Source organism: Candidatus Eisenbacteria bacterium, from assembly GCA_016930695.1.
Classification (GTDB): Bacteria; Orphanbacterota; Orphanbacteria; order Orphanbacterales; family Orphanbacteraceae; genus JAFGGD01.
On record JAFGGD010000034.1, the window covers coordinates 34550 to 51255 of the forward strand.

The 16706-nt window shown below is 66.0% G+C and carries 13 protein-coding genes; 10 read left to right on the forward strand and 3 right to left on the reverse strand.

Going from position 1 to position 16706, the window contains the following annotated elements; genetic code table 11:
* Window positions 1–166: 166 nt before the first annotated feature.
* Both JW958_07695 and JW958_07700 read left to right on the forward strand, forming a co-directional pair.
* Window positions 167–1690, forward strand: coding sequence for an MFS transporter (locus JW958_07695; protein ID MBN1826132.1), 1524 nt, complete (start codon window positions 167–169; stop codon window positions 1688–1690).
* Window positions 1691–1923: 233 nt separating this feature from the next.
* Window positions 1924–2904, forward strand: coding sequence for a methyltransferase domain-containing protein (locus tag JW958_07700; GenBank protein ID MBN1826133.1), 981 nt, complete (start codon window positions 1924–1926; stop codon window positions 2902–2904).
* A 42-nt stretch (window positions 2905–2946) separates the two neighbouring features.
* Here JW958_07700 and JW958_07705 read toward each other — a convergent pair whose 3' ends face one another.
* Window positions 2947–6324: a tetratricopeptide repeat protein gene (locus tag JW958_07705; GenBank protein MBN1826134.1), complete on the reverse strand. Its 3378-nt coding sequence runs from the start codon at window positions 6322–6324 to the stop codon at window positions 2947–2949.
* 157 nt (window positions 6325–6481) lie between these two features.
* On the opposite strand from JW958_07705, the gene JW958_07710 reads away from it, so the two are divergent.
* The 6 genes from JW958_07710 to JW958_07735 all read left to right on the forward strand — a co-directional run bounded on the left by JW958_07710 (window position 6482) and on the right by JW958_07735 (window position 13676).
* Window positions 6482–7549, forward strand: coding sequence for a permease (locus JW958_07710; GenBank protein MBN1826135.1), 1068 nt, complete (start codon window positions 6482–6484; stop codon window positions 7547–7549).
* Window positions 7550–8098: 549 nt separating this feature from the next.
* A complete protein-coding gene (locus JW958_07715; protein ID MBN1826136.1) occupies window positions 8099–8755 on the forward strand; it encodes a DJ-1/PfpI family protein in 657 nt (218 codons plus the stop codon).
* 38 nt (window positions 8756–8793) lie between these two features.
* A complete protein-coding gene (locus JW958_07720; protein ID MBN1826137.1) occupies window positions 8794–10260 on the forward strand; it encodes a hypothetical protein in 1467 nt (488 codons plus the stop codon).
* A 484-nt stretch (window positions 10261–10744) separates the two neighbouring features.
* Window positions 10745–11413 carry a DJ-1/PfpI family protein gene (locus JW958_07725; GenBank protein MBN1826138.1) on the forward strand — a complete coding sequence of 223 codons (669 nt, stop codon included), beginning with the start codon at window positions 10745–10747 and terminating at the stop codon, window positions 11411–11413.
* 38 nt (window positions 11414–11451) lie between these two features.
* Complete coding sequence (locus tag JW958_07730; GenBank protein MBN1826139.1) at window positions 11452–12918, forward strand: hypothetical protein; 1467 nt, start codon at window positions 11452–11454, stop codon at window positions 12916–12918.
* Between the two features lie 233 nt (window positions 12919–13151).
* On the forward strand, window positions 13152–13676 hold the full coding sequence (locus tag JW958_07735; protein ID MBN1826140.1) for a DinB family protein: 525 nt from the start codon (window positions 13152–13154) through the stop codon (window positions 13674–13676).
* A gap of 105 nt (window positions 13677–13781) precedes the next feature.
* Here JW958_07735 and JW958_07740 read toward each other — a convergent pair whose 3' ends face one another.
* The gene (locus JW958_07740) at window positions 13782–14222 is read right to left on the reverse strand and encodes a hypothetical protein (protein MBN1826141.1); all 441 of its coding nucleotides are present in this window, start codon (window positions 14220–14222) and stop codon (window positions 13782–13784) included.
* A 276-nt stretch (window positions 14223–14498) separates the two neighbouring features.
* On the opposite strand from JW958_07740, the gene JW958_07745 reads away from it, so the two are divergent.
* The gene (locus JW958_07745; GenBank protein ID MBN1826142.1) at window positions 14499–15107 is read left to right on the forward strand and encodes a sigma-70 family RNA polymerase sigma factor; all 609 of its coding nucleotides are present in this window, start codon (window positions 14499–14501) and stop codon (window positions 15105–15107) included.
* Entirely contained in the window at window positions 15104–15664 is a 561-nt protein-coding gene (locus JW958_07750; GenBank protein ID MBN1826143.1) for a hypothetical protein, read from the forward strand. Before JW958_07745 ends, JW958_07750 begins: the two co-directional genes overlap by 4 nt.
* Window positions 15665–15764: 100 nt before the next feature.
* Here JW958_07750 and JW958_07755 read toward each other — a convergent pair whose 3' ends face one another.
* Window positions 15765–16610 (reverse strand): DUF2807 domain-containing protein, encoded by an 846-nt coding sequence (locus JW958_07755; protein MBN1826144.1) that lies wholly within the window; start codon window positions 16608–16610, stop codon window positions 15765–15767.
* Window positions 16611–16706 lie beyond the last annotated feature (96 nt).

Below are 16706 nucleotides of genomic sequence, written 5' to 3' on the forward strand. Positions count from 1 at the left end.
GCACAGCATACGGCAAGATCTCCCTCCGGGGAAGGGTGGGTTCGAACCCACGAGGCGCGGCGCCTCCTTGGACAGGCCGCTTGAAAGCCGCGATCCCCGGCCGTCCCCCGGCGGGGGGAAGTCCCCCCTGCTCGGTCTTTTGGGTGCACCGGCGCGGAGAGGGACGGTGGATCTTGCCGGACCGGATCGCGCGGCTGTATGCTGCCGGGACACGCGCCGTCCCGGTAGGGCGCTCTCGATCGACGGACAGGAGGGAGGAACGCCGACGATGACCGAGGAGAAACGCCGCGAAGAGGAGCCGCAAGGGATCCCGAACCCGATCACCGAACTGATCGACTCGATCCGGGAACTGCGGGGCGCGCCGGCCGGTTTCTGGTACACCAACGTCGCCTACTGGATGGACGGCATCGCCTACTTCGGGATGCTCACTCTTCTCGCCATGTTTTTCCACGATCTGGCGGGGCTGTCGGACGACACGGGGCACAAGCTGGTCTCCGTATACACCGGCCTCATCAGCGGGCTCATGCTCGTTTTCGGTCCCGTCGCGGACAAGCTCGGCGTCCGCCGATCCCTGATCGTCTCGGTGGTGCTCTACATCATCGGCAGGATCTGGTTCCCCCTCGCCCCGAGCCTGGTGCCGCCCGGGTCGACGCTCATGATCGTCCTCTCCGTGGTGGCGCTCGTCATCGCCGCCGCCGGGAACGGCTTCATGCAGCCCGCCTGTTACGCCGGCGTCCGCAGGTTCACCGACGAGAAGACCGCCGCCATGGGTTACGGACTCCTCTACGCCGGCATGAACCTCGGAATCGTCGTCATCGGCCTCCTCTCGTCGCGGATCCGGACCGGGCTTCACATCGGCAGCCCCTTCGATTTCGACGGCTTTGGCATCACCGGCGTTTTCTGGTTTTGCGTCGGCGTGAACGTGCTCATGCTCGTGCTGCTTCTCTTTTTCTTCACGCCGAAAGTGGAAAGGGAGTCGACGATCTTGGGCGCGGGCCCGGAAGGGGCGGAGGGAAAGGGGGACGCCGGACCGCGACGCGGCCCCGTGGAAGGGATCGTGCACTGGTTCCATACGAGCCCCCTTCTGAACGCACGGTTCATGTTCTTCATCTTCGTCCTCCTCCCCGTGCAGACCCTTTTCGCCTATCAGTGGTTGGTGCTCCCGCAGTACGTCACGCGCGCCTACTCGGAAGCGGTGGCGAACAACATGGAAACGATCGTGAACGTCTCCAACCCGCTGATCATCGTGCTCGGCGTACCGGTGATCACCGCCCTGACCCGCCGCGTTCCCGTCTACCGGATGATGATCATCGGGTCGATGGTGAGCGCCCTTCCCACCTTTTTCTTCACCGCCGGGCCGAGCTTTACGCTTCTGATGGCGTACATCGTTCTCTTCTCCATCGGCGAGGCGCTCTGGCAGCCCCGTTTCCTCCAGTACGCCGCCGAGCTCGCCCCGGAGGGGCGGACCGGCGCTTACATCGCCTTCGCCAACATCCCCTGGTTCCTGATCAAGTTCCTCGCCGGCCTCTACACGGGCCGGATGATGGAGATCTACTGCCCGGCGGAGGGGCCGACGCGGACCGAGACGATGTGGCTGGTCTACGCGCTGATCGCGCTGGCGAGCCCCATCGGACTTCTCATCGGCCGCAAGTGGGTCGAGAGAGGTCTCCGGGAGAAGGGGGATGGCTGAGGACCGGCCGGGAAGGCCGGCATCGATCGCGCGGATCGGAGTGAACCAAAGGGGCTCGTTCCTCGTCTTTTCTTGCAAGGCGCGGGCGCTTCCGGGCGCGCCGCGCCGCGAATAGGTGCCCACCTCGCAGTGGAGTGGACCCCGTCCGGGTTCGTTCCGGCGGGACGGGCCCGCGACGGAACGACCGCCGGGCTCTCCTTCCCGCGACACCCACCGTATGGAAGGAAATCGCAATGACGACACACCGAGAAAAGAGAGCGCGCGCCGCGGGGGTGGCGCCGTTCCTTCTGGCCGTCCTGCTCGGGATCGCTCCCGTTCCGGGGGCGGCGCAAGATGTCCCTCCGGATCCGCTCGATGAATGCGTCCGGCTCGCCCCGCTCTTCCGGGAGGCGGTCGACGCGGGGGAATGGACGCTCGCCCTCGAAACGGGCGAGGAGATGGCCTGGCAGGCGATGACCCTGCACACCGACCTTCTTTTCGAGATCGCCCGCCAGCACGCGTTGCTCGGCGAGCCGGCGGAAGCGTATCTCTGGCTCGACCGGGCGCGGGCGGCCGGTTTCTGGGATGTCATGCGGGTGCGCGAGGACGAGGCGTTCGCGAATCTGATCACCGAGGATCATTTCCGCGCGCTGCTTCGCGGAATATGGCTCAACGGGTACATCGCCATGCTCGAGAGAGACGAGAGGGACGACTTCCAGATGCCCGCCCGCGTGATGGAGACCCTCGCCCTCGAACCGGGCGAGCGGGTGGCGGACGTGGGCGCCGGATCGGGCTATTTCACCATCCCGGTGGCGAAGGCGGTCGGGCCGGAGGGGGTCGTTTGGGCGATGGACATCCGTCAGGAGATGCTCGACTTTCTCGAGAAACGTCTCCGGGGAGAGAAGATCGAGAACGTCCGCGTGCGGCTGGTGGAGCCGGACGATCCCGGCCTTCCGCCCGGAGGGGTGGATACCATCCTGATGGTGGACACGTGGCATTACATCCGCGACCCGGCGTACGCGGCGAAGCTGCGGGCCGGCCTCGCTCCGGGGGGGCGGGTGGTGGTGATCGACTACCGGCCCAAACCTTGGGAAGAACGCCCCTGGGGGGTTCCTCCCCAGCAGCAGACGCCGCGGGAGGAGTTGGACGCCCACTTCGCCGAGGCGGGACTCCAACCGGTACGGGTGCACGACTTTCTTCCGGAGCAGTACTTCGTGGAGTACGAGGCGCGCTGATCGGCGGGGCGGGCGGGGGGACGCGCGCGCGCGGTGCGTTCCTCAGTCCGCCCCTTCTTCCAATTCCCGGCGAGCCGTTTCCGGGTATTCGTCCGCGCTCCCCGGCGCCATCCCCTCGCGGAGCCGGGGGGACTTGAGCGCTCGGACCATCTCTCCGCGGAGCTTTTCCGCCCTCTCCCGGGCGTTGGGGGTGAGCGTCTCCCGTTCCAAGAGGAAACCGAGCAGTCGGGCCGCGCGGTCCGGGTCGCCCGCGCCGAAGCGGACCCGGGCGATCTCGCCGAGCGTCTCGAGAACGGTGGGCTCGTCCATGTCCTCCAAGGCGGGGCGGAGCGCCGCCCGGTACCGGCGGAGCGCCCCGCCCCAATCTCCGTCCTCGGCGGCGATCCTGCCGGCGGCGAGATCCAGCCAGGCGCTCCGGTAGCCGCGCACGCTCCCGATGTCCAGCGGGGGGTTTCTCTCGTTGGAACGGAGTTCCTCTCCCCGGTCCACGATCTGGCCGAGCAGGAAACGGGCCTCCTGCAGGTCCCCGGAGGCGAAGGCGTTGTCGGCGAGCACCGCGTAGAGAAGATTCACCCAGGAAAGATCCCCCAATGATTGAGCGAAGTCGACCGCGGATTCCAGCTCTTCTCGGGCTCGGTCCCAGCGACCCATGTCGTAGGCGATCATCCCGAGGCGGGTCTGGGAGAAGGCGACGCGCCAGTCGTGCCCCATTTCCCGGGAGAGTCGAATGCACTCCTCGAAAAGGCGGAAGGTCTCGTCGAAGTTTCCCGTGCGCCGCGCCAGCGTCCCGATCCTCTCCAGGATGTTGACGCACCCGTCCAGGTCCTCCCCCATCTCCCGGCGGATTCGGACGCTTTCCCAGTATCGTTTTTTCGCCACGCGGGGCAGGTCCTGCTGTTCGGCGATTCTCCCGAGAAGAACGTGGGAGAGGGCGATCCCCCAACGATCCCCCATCTGATGCCGTAGCCGGAGGCATTTCTGCCCGCACCGGAGCGCCTCGTCGTGATCCGTGTGGGTGAGGATGCTGCTGATCACCTCCAGGGTCATGGCTTCCCAGAAACGGTTCCCTTCTCTTTCGAAGATGGCGAGGGCTTCCTCGAGCCGGACTTTCTCCTTTTCGGCGTAATCCATGAAGAGGATCGCCGACACGACCAGGGCGAAGGCGTACTCCGGTGTCGGACCGAGCGGCTCCAACGTCTTCAGGCCGCGGCGGATCAGTTCCTCGCAGAGGCCGACCCGCTCGTATCGCACGAACCAGGCGCGCCCGGTGTAGAGCGCGCCGAGGAGGAGGCCGGCGTCCTCTTCGTCGCGTTTTTCGAGGAGGCGGATCGCTTCGTCGAAGAAGTCCGCCCCTTCCGGAAAACGGCTCCGGATATCGAAGTAGAGGAACAGGGTGAAGAACGCCCCTCTCATCGATTCGATCCGGCCCATTTCCGACGCCCGGATCCATGCGGTTCGTATGTTCTCGATTTCCCGGGCGATCTCCATCAGGGCTTCCTTCTGCCCCCCACCCTCGATCGCCTTTTCCAGCCGCGCCATTTTCTTCAGGTAGTAATCGACCAGCTTGCCGACGACCTCGTCGTGCTCCTCCTGGTTTTCCCGGAGCTTCTCCTCCGCGAATTGGCGGAGGACCTCGTGAATCTCGTAGCGCCCGGAGGGATCCGCATGGAGCAGGGATTTGTCCCCCAGGATCTCCAGCACGCCGATGGGGCAACCCGCCGTCTCTCTCGCCGCCTCGCGAGTGAACCCTCCCCGGAAGGAAGCGAGGCGGCGGAAACAGGTCCTCTCCTTCTCGGACAGCATCTTCCAGGAATGATCGAAAACCGCCCGGATGCTCCTGTGTCGCTCGGGAATGTTTCTCTGGCGGCTGGTGAGAAAGTCGAGGCTCTTCTCGATCTCGGCGTCGATCTCGTCGCACCGGAACATCTTGGTCCACGCCGCGGCGAGTTCGATACCGAGGGGTCCCCCGCGAAGGCGCCTGCAGATACGGCCGATCGCATCCCGGTTGTCTTCTTCGGGGGTGAAGGAAACATCCGCCCTCTTCGCGGCGTTCAGAAAGAGCCGCACCGCCGGGGAGGAATCGTACTCCTCCCGATCCGCCCCCTCCTCGGGATAGGGGAGTCCATCCAGTTCGAGGACGTACTCTCCGCCCATGCGGAGCCTTTCCCGGGAGGTGGCGATCACCTGAACATCCGGCGCTTCCTCGAGAATCTCCCGGACGTCGTCCAGGGCTCCGAGGAGATGCTCCATGTTGTCCAGGACGAGGAGCATTCTCTTTTCCCGCAGGTAATCCGCCAGGAGGCGCCTCTCCGAAACGCCGGCCCGGCGACCGGCCGCTCCCTTTTCCCCCTTGCCGCGGGGGAGGGGGACGCGGAGGGTCTCCACGATCGTCGGGATCAGGTTTTTCGGGGATACGACCGAGGCGAGGGGGACGAAAAAGATGCCGTCCGGATAAGCGCCCAACTGCTCTTCCGCCGCCTGGATCGCCAGGCGGGTTTTTCCGCTCCCCCCCGGACCGACCAGGGTGAGCAGCCGCCAGTCCGGGTCCCCGAGAAGGCGCCTGATCTCCCCCATTTCTTCCTCACGGCCGATGAAACGCGTCTCCCGGGCGGGCAGGTTGTGCCGGGACCTTTCCACCTCGGGGGCCCGCGCGATTCTCGCGAGGCCGGCCGAGAGGATCCGGTTTCGGAGTTCGGTGGTTTCCTCGGCGGGGGTCAGCCCCAGCTCCTTCTCCAGCAGGCGGGCGCTCTGATCGTAGAGTTCGATGGCGGAGGTTCGTTGCCCCGCTTCGGTGTAGAGGTCCATCATCTCCCGCTGCGCCGGTTCGTGGAAGGGATCCAGAGAAAGCCAACGCCGGCCGTAGAGAATCGCCTTGTCGAACTCGTGTCGGGTTCTGTGGTACCGGACGAGTCGATCGAGCACCGACGCAAACTCGGCCCGCGCCGTCTCCTTCTCGTGGAGCTGCCATTCGTCGAAGGAGTAGCTGTCCTTCAGGCCGAAGCCGGCCATGAAGTGATCCCTGTAGAGAGAGGCGGCCCCGGCGAGGAGGTCGGCGTCGCGGGGAGGTATGTCGAAACCGCGTCCGTCGGTCCCCCGGCCGGCGCGGGAGCGCTCCCGGAACTCGATCACGTCGGTCCACACGCCCTCGCGCGCCAGTTCCACCGTGTCGTACTCCGCCGACAACTCGATCGGCGCGACCTCCTGTTTCAGGATCCAGAGGAGGTTTCTGAGATTGGCGTGGCTGCGCGCCGGGTCCGCTTCCGGCCAAAGAAGGGTGGAGAGCGCCTCCCGGCTGTGGCTCCGGCCGGTGACGGCGAGATAGGCGAGAAGCGCGAGCGCTTTCCGGCGCCGGATGGGGATCAAACGATCTCCGCGACGGATCAGCGGTGTTCCGAGGAGGTGGATCTTCAGAGGTATCAATGCGGTCTCCCCATTCCCCCTATATGAGAATCGGCCGCTCCCATCATACGCAAAGAGGGGGAATGAGACCAGAGGTGACGATCAGGAGACGGCCCCCACGTAATATGAACCGGAAAAGCACGTCTCGCCCCTTCCCGGGGGCGTGGGGAGGGGAAGAATGCGGTCCGATACCATACGCGTCTTTCCGGCCGAGGAGGCGATTCGGCCGGTCCCCGGCGGAGCGCCGTCCGGTGGGGTCCGTTCCCGGCCGTCCTTCCGGCGCGTCGCCGTCGTCGGGACGCTCGGTTTCTCCCTTCTCTTCTGGGCGGCCGATTTCGTCTACCGGACGGTGGAGGATATCTCCTTCGTGAACCGGGAGGAGTGCGTGCTCATCCGCGCCCTCCCGCCGATCGGCGACCTCCTCTGGGAGTACTTCGTGGAGACGCTGATTCTGGTCCTCGTCGGCGCCTTTTTCGCCGTTCTTCTCGGCCGCTGGTTCCTTCGTTTCCGGCGCTTCTACCCCCGCGGTCCGGCGACCGCCTTTCTCTGCGGATCCGTTCTGCCGGTCTGCGCCTGTTCGGCGATCCCTCTTCTTTCGAGCATGAAGGGGAGGTGGCGTTTCGGGACCGCCCTCTCCTTCGTCCTCGCCGCCCCTCTTCTCAGCCCCTATATTCTGGTCCTTTCCTTCACCGTTCTCGGTCCGGTCTACGGCGCGCTCCGCGTCGCCGGCGCTTTTTTGACGGTGATGGGGAGCACGGCCTTCCTGAGCGCTCTCGTCCGGCGGAACCGCTCTTTCGGAGCGGAGTGGGTCCGGGGCTCCTGCGACCGCTCCTGCGCCGCCGCCGGGGGGGACGTGGTCGAAGAGACGTGGGCCCTCTTCCGCCGCATGATCCCCTACCTTTTGGCCGCCGGTGTGCTCGGTCTCGCACTCGAGTCGCTCGGCCCGCGGCGGTTCCTCCTGCTGCGGAGCCTTTCGGAGGGCCCTTGGGGAGTGCTCGCCTGGATCGGGGTCGGCATTCCTCTCTATTTCTGCGGCGGCTCGGAGGTCCTCTTCCTCCGGCCCCTCATGGAGCACGGCTTCCCGGTCGGGACGGCGGTCGCCTTCAGCCTGACCGCGACGGCGATCTGCTCTTCGTCGATCGCCATGCTGATTCAGGCGATCGGCGCCCGCCTGACCGCCGCGCTCGTCATCTCGGTTCTCACGATCGCGACCGCGCTCGCCCTCGTCCTGAACGCGCTTTTCTGAGAAAGGCGGGAGCGGGAACACCCCCCCCTCGCGTCTCGCCGATTCCTTTCGTATAGTGGCATCGATCGGACGGCGACCTCTCCCACGGGACTCCCACCCGTTTCTCCCTCGACCGGTCCCCGGCGCCCCCGATACGACCGGAAGTCCCACCGAAGAATTTCACGAAAACCACTCCTCTGCCTTGAACGGTGCGCCCGGCGCGGCGGCGAATCGCGAATGGTGCTCTTTTCAGCGGCCGGACCCCCTTCGGCCTCGAAAAAACGCCTCCGGCGATCGTTGCGAGACGGTTCGGGTGACGATGAGGAGACGCCGGAAGCGGGATAATTTCAATCGTACATGGTCGATGGACGCCGTAGGTGGGACATTCCCGTCGCCGCGGGCGGGGGGGATGCTCGGTGATCCGGAAGAGCGTGTGCGCTGTGAGGGGGGCGCCCGGCGGCGGGCGGCGGATAACGAGTCGGTCCGTCGTTCGGCCGGGACGCCTCCCCACCTTCGAAGGGAATCGGGAAGCATCTCCGGTAAGTACAAATTAGGGAAAGGAAGGAAGGCATGCGCAAAGCGAACAACGCGCTGGTCATCGCCGCGCTCTTCACCCTCCTGCTCGTGACCGCCTCCGCCTCGGTCGCCGGCGCGGAGGGTGAGGCCGGCGCCCGGTCCGGGGAGGTGAGCGTGCTGGCCATGATGTGCACCCCCTACGGACTCAACTACAACCTGATCCAGGACGTGATGGACCTGTACGGGTGGAACGTCACCACCATCGCCGTGTCCGACACGGTCAATCCGTGCGCCGACGGAAGCCCGATCGTCGTGGACACCCTGGTGACCGAGGTGGACGACCTCTCCGCCTGGGACTGTCTCTTCATCATGCCCGCCCGCGCCTACACCGGAACCTCTCACGCCGACCTGTTGGCGAGCCCGGAGGCGCTCGATCTGGTCGCGCGCGCGGACTCGATGGAGATGGTCATCGGCACGGTTTGCGGGGGCGTCCGCGTCCTCGCCGCGGCGGACATCCTGAGCGGCGTGACCGTCACCGGCCATCTGGACTACAAGCAGGAGTATCTCGACGCGGGCGCGATCTGGGCGGGCGACGTGGTCCCGCCGGTGGTGGACGGACGCATCCTCACCACCCGGCGCGGGCAGTATTACCGCACGCAGATCTGCGAAGCCCTCCGCCGGATGATCGACGACAACCGCGCCGCCCGATAGGCGCGGGCGGCTCGAACGAAAGGAACGGGAGAAGGATCATGAAGAGAACGTTCATCATCGGATTCCTGATCGCCGCCGCCTTCGGTTCGGCCGGGGCCCAGCTGGACTCGGTCTGGACGCGTCCCTTCGGCGGCCCGGGGAACGACGGTTTCCGCTCGGTGGTCGCCACGAGCGACGGCGCGATTCTGGCGGTCGGTTACACCTACTCCTTCGGCGCCGCGGACGTGAACGTCTACGCGGTGAAGGCGGACGCGAACGGCGACACGATTTGGACGCGCGCCTACGGAGGAGCGGGACGGGACTACGGGTACGGCGTCTGTGAAACCGCCGACGGCGGATACGTCATCACCGGCTACACGACCACCGCCTCCGCCGGTTATGAGGACCTTTATCTGATCAAGATCGACGCGGACGGCGACACGCTCTGGACACGCTCGTACGGAGGCGCCGGCACCGACGAGGGGCGGGCGGTCTCCGCCACCTCCGACGGCTACATCCTGGCCGCCGGGACGACGGAGAGCTACGGGGCGGGGCTCGGCGATATCTGGCTCCTCAAGCTGGACGCCGCGGGCGACACCGTCTGGACGCGCACCTACGGAGGCGTGGAGCACGACTGGGCCCTCGGGATCTGCGAGACCGGCGCCGGGATCTACGGCCTCTCCGCCACGACCGGTTCGACGAGCGACAACCGGGACATCGAAGTGCTCCGCGTCGATCCGAGCGGCGCCCTCCTCTCGGACAACTGGTACGGGAACACCGCCGCCATCTCTCCCGACTGGGGGGGAGGGATCTGCGCCACCCAAGACAGCGGCCTGGCGGTAGGCGGTTTCCGTTCCCAGGAGGGGAACGTGGGAGACGCCTGCGTTCTCGTTCTCTACGGCGACGGGAGCCAGCGCTTTTTCCGCACCTACAGCAAGAACTTCTACCAGTACGCATGCGACGTGTTGCAGACCTGGGACAACGCATTCCTCACATGCGGAGCCGACAAGGACCCGACCACCATGTCGAACGATCTCTACCTGCTCGCGCGCAAGGCGGGCGCGGGTTGGGTCGTCGACCAGACCATCGGCGGCCCGGGGAACGAGTGGGGGAGCGCCATCGACGAGATCGCTCCCGGGCATTATGTGGTCGCCGGGCACACGAATTCCTACGGCGCCGGCGGCTTCGACGGCTGGCTCGTTCGCTTGAAGGATCCGGCCACCTCCGTCGGCGGAGTGGAGGACTTGGACCGCCGCGTCTTCTTCTCCCCGCCGCGCCCGAACCCGGCGCGCGCATCCCTCGCCTTCCGGATGAATCTGTCCTCTTCCGGATCGGTGAACCTACGCGTGATCGATGTCTCGGGACGTCACGTGCGGACGCTCCACAGAGGCGACGTCGGCCCGGGCGCCCATGACTTCCGTTGGGACACGCGGGACGACCGGGGCCGCGAGGTGGCGTCCGGCGTCTATTTCATCGTGGCGGACGGATCGGTTACCGGGATGAGGCGGGCGGTGGTGATCCGCTAACCCCGGCGCGCGTCCCCCAAGCGCCCCGCGCGGACCGCCGGAAGACGGCCCGCGCTCCCCCACGGGGCGCCTCGCCCTCCTTCACCCGGGCGGTCCGTCCCCACGCGGACGGACCGCCCTTTTTCATCTCCTTTAATACGCCGGGATCGCGATCCGGAGGGGGGATTTCCCCTTTCGATCACGCGACGGCTCTCGTCCCGTTCGAAATCACCGGCCCGCGATCCGGCCGATCCGTCGCGCCCTCCCCTCCAACGACGCCACGACTCCGCCGCACGGAGAAGAGACGCCTCCGGAGACGCTCGGGTGACGGCCCAAGAGACGATCGCCGGACGGCCCCCGCTCATAATCATTCTTGAAGAGTGAGATCCCGAGCCGTGGTCCGACACCGGCGGGCCGGAAAAGGAAGAGTCCACGCTCCGAAATGGTCCGCGCCGGACGGCCCGCGAGGGTCCGGCGCGAGAGAAGAAAGGAAGGAAAGAGGGCTATGAAGAGAATCATCCTCGTTCTGATCTCCTTGGCGGCGGTTCTCGCCGCCGCTACGGGCATTCCGTCCGTTCCGGCGGCCGAAACCGGCGCCGGAGGGGGGGGGCGATCGGGTGAGGTGCGCGTCCTGGCGCTCCTCTGCGCTCCCTTCGGCACCAACACGAACCTGATGAGGGATTGGATGGAACTTTACGGGTGGACCGTCACCACCACCGGCGTGGTCGATTCGGTCGCCCGCTGCGCCTACGGAGGCCCATACGTGGTGGACACCCTGGTCTCCGAGATCGACGACGTCACGGCTTGGGACATCCTCTTCATCATGCCCTCCCGCGCATGGACCGGCAATTCCCACGCGCAGCTGCTGGCGGACCAGGACGCGCTCGATCTGGTCGCGGCGGCGGCGGCGGCGGACCTGGTGGTCGCCTCCATGTGCGGCGGGACCCGCGTGCTCGCCGCGGCGGACGTGATCGACGGGAGGCAAGTGACCGGGCGGCCCGAATACCTCGCGGAGTACGAGGCCGCCGGCGCCACCTACGTCACCTACCCGGTTCCGCCCGTTCAGGACGGAAACATCATCACATCAAGGGATGGCCAGTATTACGGGAGGAGGATCTGCGAGGTCGCGCGGGCGACGCTGGACAGTCTGCGCGCCGCCAAAGCGGGCGACTGATCACGGACAGGCGGCGGTTTTTCATAAGGAGATGAACCATGCGACGCATACTCGGAATCGGGCTGTTCTCTCTCGCCTTTGCCGGCGCGGCGGCGGCCCAACTGGATTCGATTTGGGCGCGCACCTACGGCGGCCCCTCCAACGACGGTTTTCGGTCCGTCGCCGTCACCGCCGACGGCGGTTTCCTGGCGGTCGGGTACACCTACTCCTTCGGCGCCGGGAACACGGACCTCTACGCGGTGCGCGCCGACGGAAACGGGGACACGCTCTGGACAAGGACCTACGGCGGTGCGGGACGGGATTACGGGTGGGGCTGCGCTCCGACCGCGGACGGCGGTTTCGCCATCGCCGGCTACACCACCTCGCGCGGGTCGGGGAAGGAGGACCTCTGGCTGGTCCGTATCGATTCCGGCGGCGACACGCTCTGGACGCGCGCTTACGGCGGCCCCCGAGACGACGAGGGACGCGCGATTCTGGAGACGCCCGAGGGGGATCTGATGGTGGTGGGTTGGACCGATGTGGGGGCGAATGAACTCGACCTCTGGATTCTCCGAACCGAAAGCGACGGCGATACCCTTTGGACCCGGCGATACGGCGGGACCGGCGTCGACGTCGGCTACGCGATCGCGCGGACCGCGGACGGTTTTTACGCGGCGGTCGGTTGGGACGGCGAGGACGGGGGATACCAGCAGGCGCTTCTCGTCAAAGTGGACGACGACGGTTACGAGGTTTGCTCGGAAATCTACGGAAACGATCACCCGGTGAACTACGAATGGGCGATGGATGTCTGCGCGCTGGAGGACAGCGGCGTCGTCATGAGCGTTACACGCGGCGTTGAGGGGAGCGACCCCGCCGACGCCGGATATGTCCAGACCTTCGGCGACTGTTCCCAGAGGCGCTACCGGGCCAACACCGGAGTCTATTACGAGTACGGGAACGGGATTCTGCGGAAGTGGGACGGCGCGTTTCTGGTCGCCGGGGCGAGCAAGAGAGAGAACGACCACACCAACGATCTCTTTCTCGCGGAGCGGTCCGGCGGGGCCGGCTGGATCTACAACCAAGCCATCGGCGGCGCCGGCACGGACTGGGCGCAGGCCCTGGAGAGGATCTCTCCCGGCCGCTATGTCCTCGCGGGCCACACGAACTCGGAGGGGGCGGGCGGTTTCGACGCCTGGCTGGTTCTCGTTCAGGAACAGAGCGTTTCCGTCGAGGCCGGGGAGCCTGCGGCCCGGTCCGCCCTCCTCTCGGCGCCGCGGCCGAACCCGGCCCGTTCCTCCCTCGCCTTCTCGATCCACATGGCCCGGTCGGGATCGGTCGACCTCCGCGTTCTGAACGTGGCGGGCAAGGTGGTCCGCAGATTGCATGGAGGCGATCTCCCTCCGGGGACGCACACCTTCGAGTGGGACACCCGGAACGACCGGGGAAGGCCGGTCTCCAGCGGTGTCTACTTCCTCGCCGCCGAAGGGGCGGTCCACGGGATGAGAAAGGCGATCGTGCTGCGCTGATCGGATGCGAAGCAATCAAGGGGGCTCCGGCCCCCTTCGGAGACCCGGCGTTCCACGGACCACCTCCAGAAACGCGCCGGGTCTCCTCCTTTTTCCTCGAACGGCACCCGTCGACGAAATACTTGACAAATGTTTAGCTTTTCGATACGATTCCCGGGTGGTTGCCTCGAAAGCGTCGGTGGGGATCGGACCCGGCGGAGGGCGTCCGGGCCGGACGAAGAGAGAGGGAGACGATGAACTGGACCGAATTTCTGAAGAAGGAGATGGAGGAGGCCTACGAAACGACGGAGAAGCTGATGGATTTCGTGGAGGAAGGCTCTCTCGGCTGGAAGCCGGCGACGGGCTCCAATTGGATGACCGTGGGGCAGGTTCTCCATCACCTGGGCAACGCATGCGGTCTTTCGATGCGCGGTTTCATCACGGGCGATTGGGGATTGCCGGACGGGACGGATCTCGCCGAGATGTCGCCGGAGGAGATGATGCCTCCCGCCGAGAAGCTACCCGCCGTCGGGAGCGTCGCGGAGGCGAAGAAGATGCTTTCCGAGGACAGGAAGGTCGCGCGGGAAGCCCTGGGATCGACCTCGGAGGGGGATCTCTCCTCCAAAAAGGCGCCCGCCCCTTGGAATCCCACGCCGATGATCCTGGGGCACAGGTTGCATCAGATGATTCTCCACCTGGTCCTGCACAGGGCGCAGCTTTTCTATTATCTCAAGCTTCAGGGGAAGCCGGTGCACACCGGCCATCTCTGGGGGATGTAGCGGAGCGGAGAACGGCCGGCCCGGGTTTGCGGGCCGGCCGGCGCGCTTCAGGGGAAAGGACCGGCGCGGAAGGCCGCGCGGCGGGGCGGTTCGTCCGGCGGCGGATCAGACCGCCGTGCCCGAGCCGTTCTTCTTTACGAACATCCGATAGATGATCCTTTCGATCAAGACGAGCGCGCCTCCCATGCCGACGCAGGAAAGTCCCGGAAGCCCTTCCTGCGTCCCTTCCGTGATCGTGATCACTATGGTCATCACCACGCCGATCAGGATGAAGAAGACGCCGATTGCGAGGAGCCAGATCCGTGTGGTCCGGTAGTCGCTCGGTTTCTTCTCTTTTTTCTCTTTCTTCCCGTAGAGGATTTCGGGGATCTCCTTCCCCTGCTCCATCAGGAACAACCTCTCCTTGTGCAGTCGCTCCTTTTCCTTGTGGCGCAGGACCATCGCGACGATACCGATCGCGATGAAACCGAGGAAAATGCCGGCGAACATGAGAAAGGGAAGCGCTTCCTGGAGCAAGCGGCCGGTTACGGCGAGAGAGTCGGGCATGACGGTTCTCCTTGGGATTCGGTTCTCAGCGGGGGTTTTCGCCTCCCCGCGGTTCTTTCGATTTTTCCGCTTCCACCCCTTCCGACTCCCGAGACGCCCGTTTGTTTCACCGAAGGGCGGGGCGTTCGTGTGAAACCTTTCCGTTTCCCGTGAGTCCAATAAGGAGAAGACGAGTTCCCCGCTGCTTCTCGTTGCGTTTCCGGGCCCCGGGCTTACAATCGGAATGGGGATGGGAGAGCGCGGGGGAGGGAGCGGCTCGGGTGAATCGGAAGGTGGATGGAACCGAAGACGGAGCGGACCGACGAAGAGTTGGTGAGGCGCTGTCTCGCCGGGGACCGGGACAGTTTCGCCTTTTTGGTGGACCGTCACAAGGATCGCGTCTTCTGGTTGGTCCGCCGAACCGCCGGGAATGAGGAGGCGGAAGATCTGACGCAGGAGACCTTTCTTCGCGCGTATCGGGCTCTTCCCCGGTTCCGCGGCGAAAGCCTCTTCGGGACCTGGCTCTACACGATCGCCCGGAACATCGCCCTCTCCCACTTAAGGAAGCGATCGGGGAGGGGGGAAGCGATCAGCTTCGAGGAGGAAGGGGAGGAGAAGATCCACCTGCTGGCGGAAGGGACGATCCGGCCGGAAGAGGCGTTCGAGGAGAAGGATCTGGCGGATCGGGTGAGGGCGCTGGTGGAACGGTTGCCGGAACCGTACCGCACCGTGATCACCCTCTATCATCTCCATCAGCTGCGCTATGAGGAGATCGCCGCCGTCATGGATCTGCCCCTCGGCACGGTGAAGACGAACCTGCACCGGGCGAGAAAGCGCCTCCGGGACCTGGTTCTGCTGGAGACCGGTCTCCGGAGCGCCGCGGAAGGAAAAGGGGGAATCGAGTGAAAAACGATTCATGCGCCCTCTCGATCGACCGGATCGCACGGATGCTCGGCGGTTTCCTTCCGGAGACGGAGCGGACGGAGCTGGAAAACCATCTGCGGGACTGTTCCCGTTGCCGCGCCGAACTCGCCCTCCAAAGGGCGATCGGGGATGCGCTCGCCGAGAAGCCCGCCGCCGTTCTCCCGGCCGATTTCACGGAGCGTGTCATGGGGCGGCTGGAGCATTTTCCCACGCGCCTGCGTCCCCGGCTCCGTCCCGTCCTTCTGCGGGGCGCGGCGGTGGCCGTTCTCGTCGCGGCCTCACTCGCGCCTCTCCTCTCCGGTGGTCGGGGTGGGGGCGTCGGGCTCTCCGGGGTGGTGGAGAGGGTGGGCTCGGTTTTCGCCGTTCTTGCCGCTCCCCTCGAATGGTCTCTTCGCGGCATCGCTTCCCTGGCGGAGCCGGCCATGGAAGCGGCGGCCCGGATGATTCCTCTCGGGCCGATTCCACTCCTCGCCCTCCTCCTCGTCGGGGCGAGCGGCGTCTGGGGTCTCCGGGCTTTCCACGACTACCTGCGGGAATAGGAGAGCGGGGCGTGCGCGGAAGCACTGTTTCCGCTTAAAAAAACGGGGGGAAGGCATCCCCTCCCCCCGGTTTCTCTCGCGATGCGAATCGGCGATTCCTTTAGTGGAAGATCACGTTACCCGAACCGTGGACGTTGCTCCGCACCTTCCCCTTCCCCCGGCAGTGCAGATTTCCCGATCCGTGAATCTCCGCCTCGATCGCCGTGTCGGCCTGGATCGAGGCGTCCCCGGAGCCGTGGATCGACACGTCCGCCCGGTCGCTCTTCATGCCCGAGGCGGAGTAGTCCCCGGAGCCGTGGATCGAAACGGTCTGCTCGATCGTTTCGCCTCCGCCGATCTTGACGTCTCCCGAGCCGTCGATCCGGACCCGCAGTTCCCGCGTTTCCGTTCGGGCGACCCGGATGTCGCCGGATCCGGAAATCCGCGCGCTGAGGTTCTCTACACGGAGATCGCCGAGGGCGATGTCCCCCGAGCCGTGCGTTTCGATCCGCACGTCCTTGGCGCGCAGATCCTCCCCCTCGAGATCGCCGGAGCCGTGGATCTCGATCCGGAAGTCTCCCGTCTCTATGTCGCCGAGCAATACGTCGCCCGAGGCGGACAGTTGAATCCGATCCAGGTTTTTCACGGTGAGTTCGTATCGGATCGGCTTGCCGGGGTCGAGGTTCACCCGGTCCTTCCGTCCGATGCTCAGGTGGCCGTCTTCGTTCTCGATCTCCAGGTACTCGAAAATGTTTTCCTGGGCCCGCACGCGCAGTCCTTCCCGGTCCCCCTGTTCGATGACGAGGGTTCCGACGGCGGCGAGCGTCACTTCCCGGGCGCCGGCGGCGTCGAACTCCCGATCCACCAACGGCCCCTCGCCTCGGATCTTCTCGTGTCCGAAGGGTCCCCAACCGGCGGTGCAGAACAGGAACGCCGCCGCCGTACCGATGAAAAGAGCTTTTCGCATGTTTCTCCTCTCGTTTCCCGTCCGGGCGGCGCAACCCGGAGCGCCGCCGTTCTCGGGGTTCGATCCCGAAAGAGAAGACGGTCCGGGCGGGAGAAA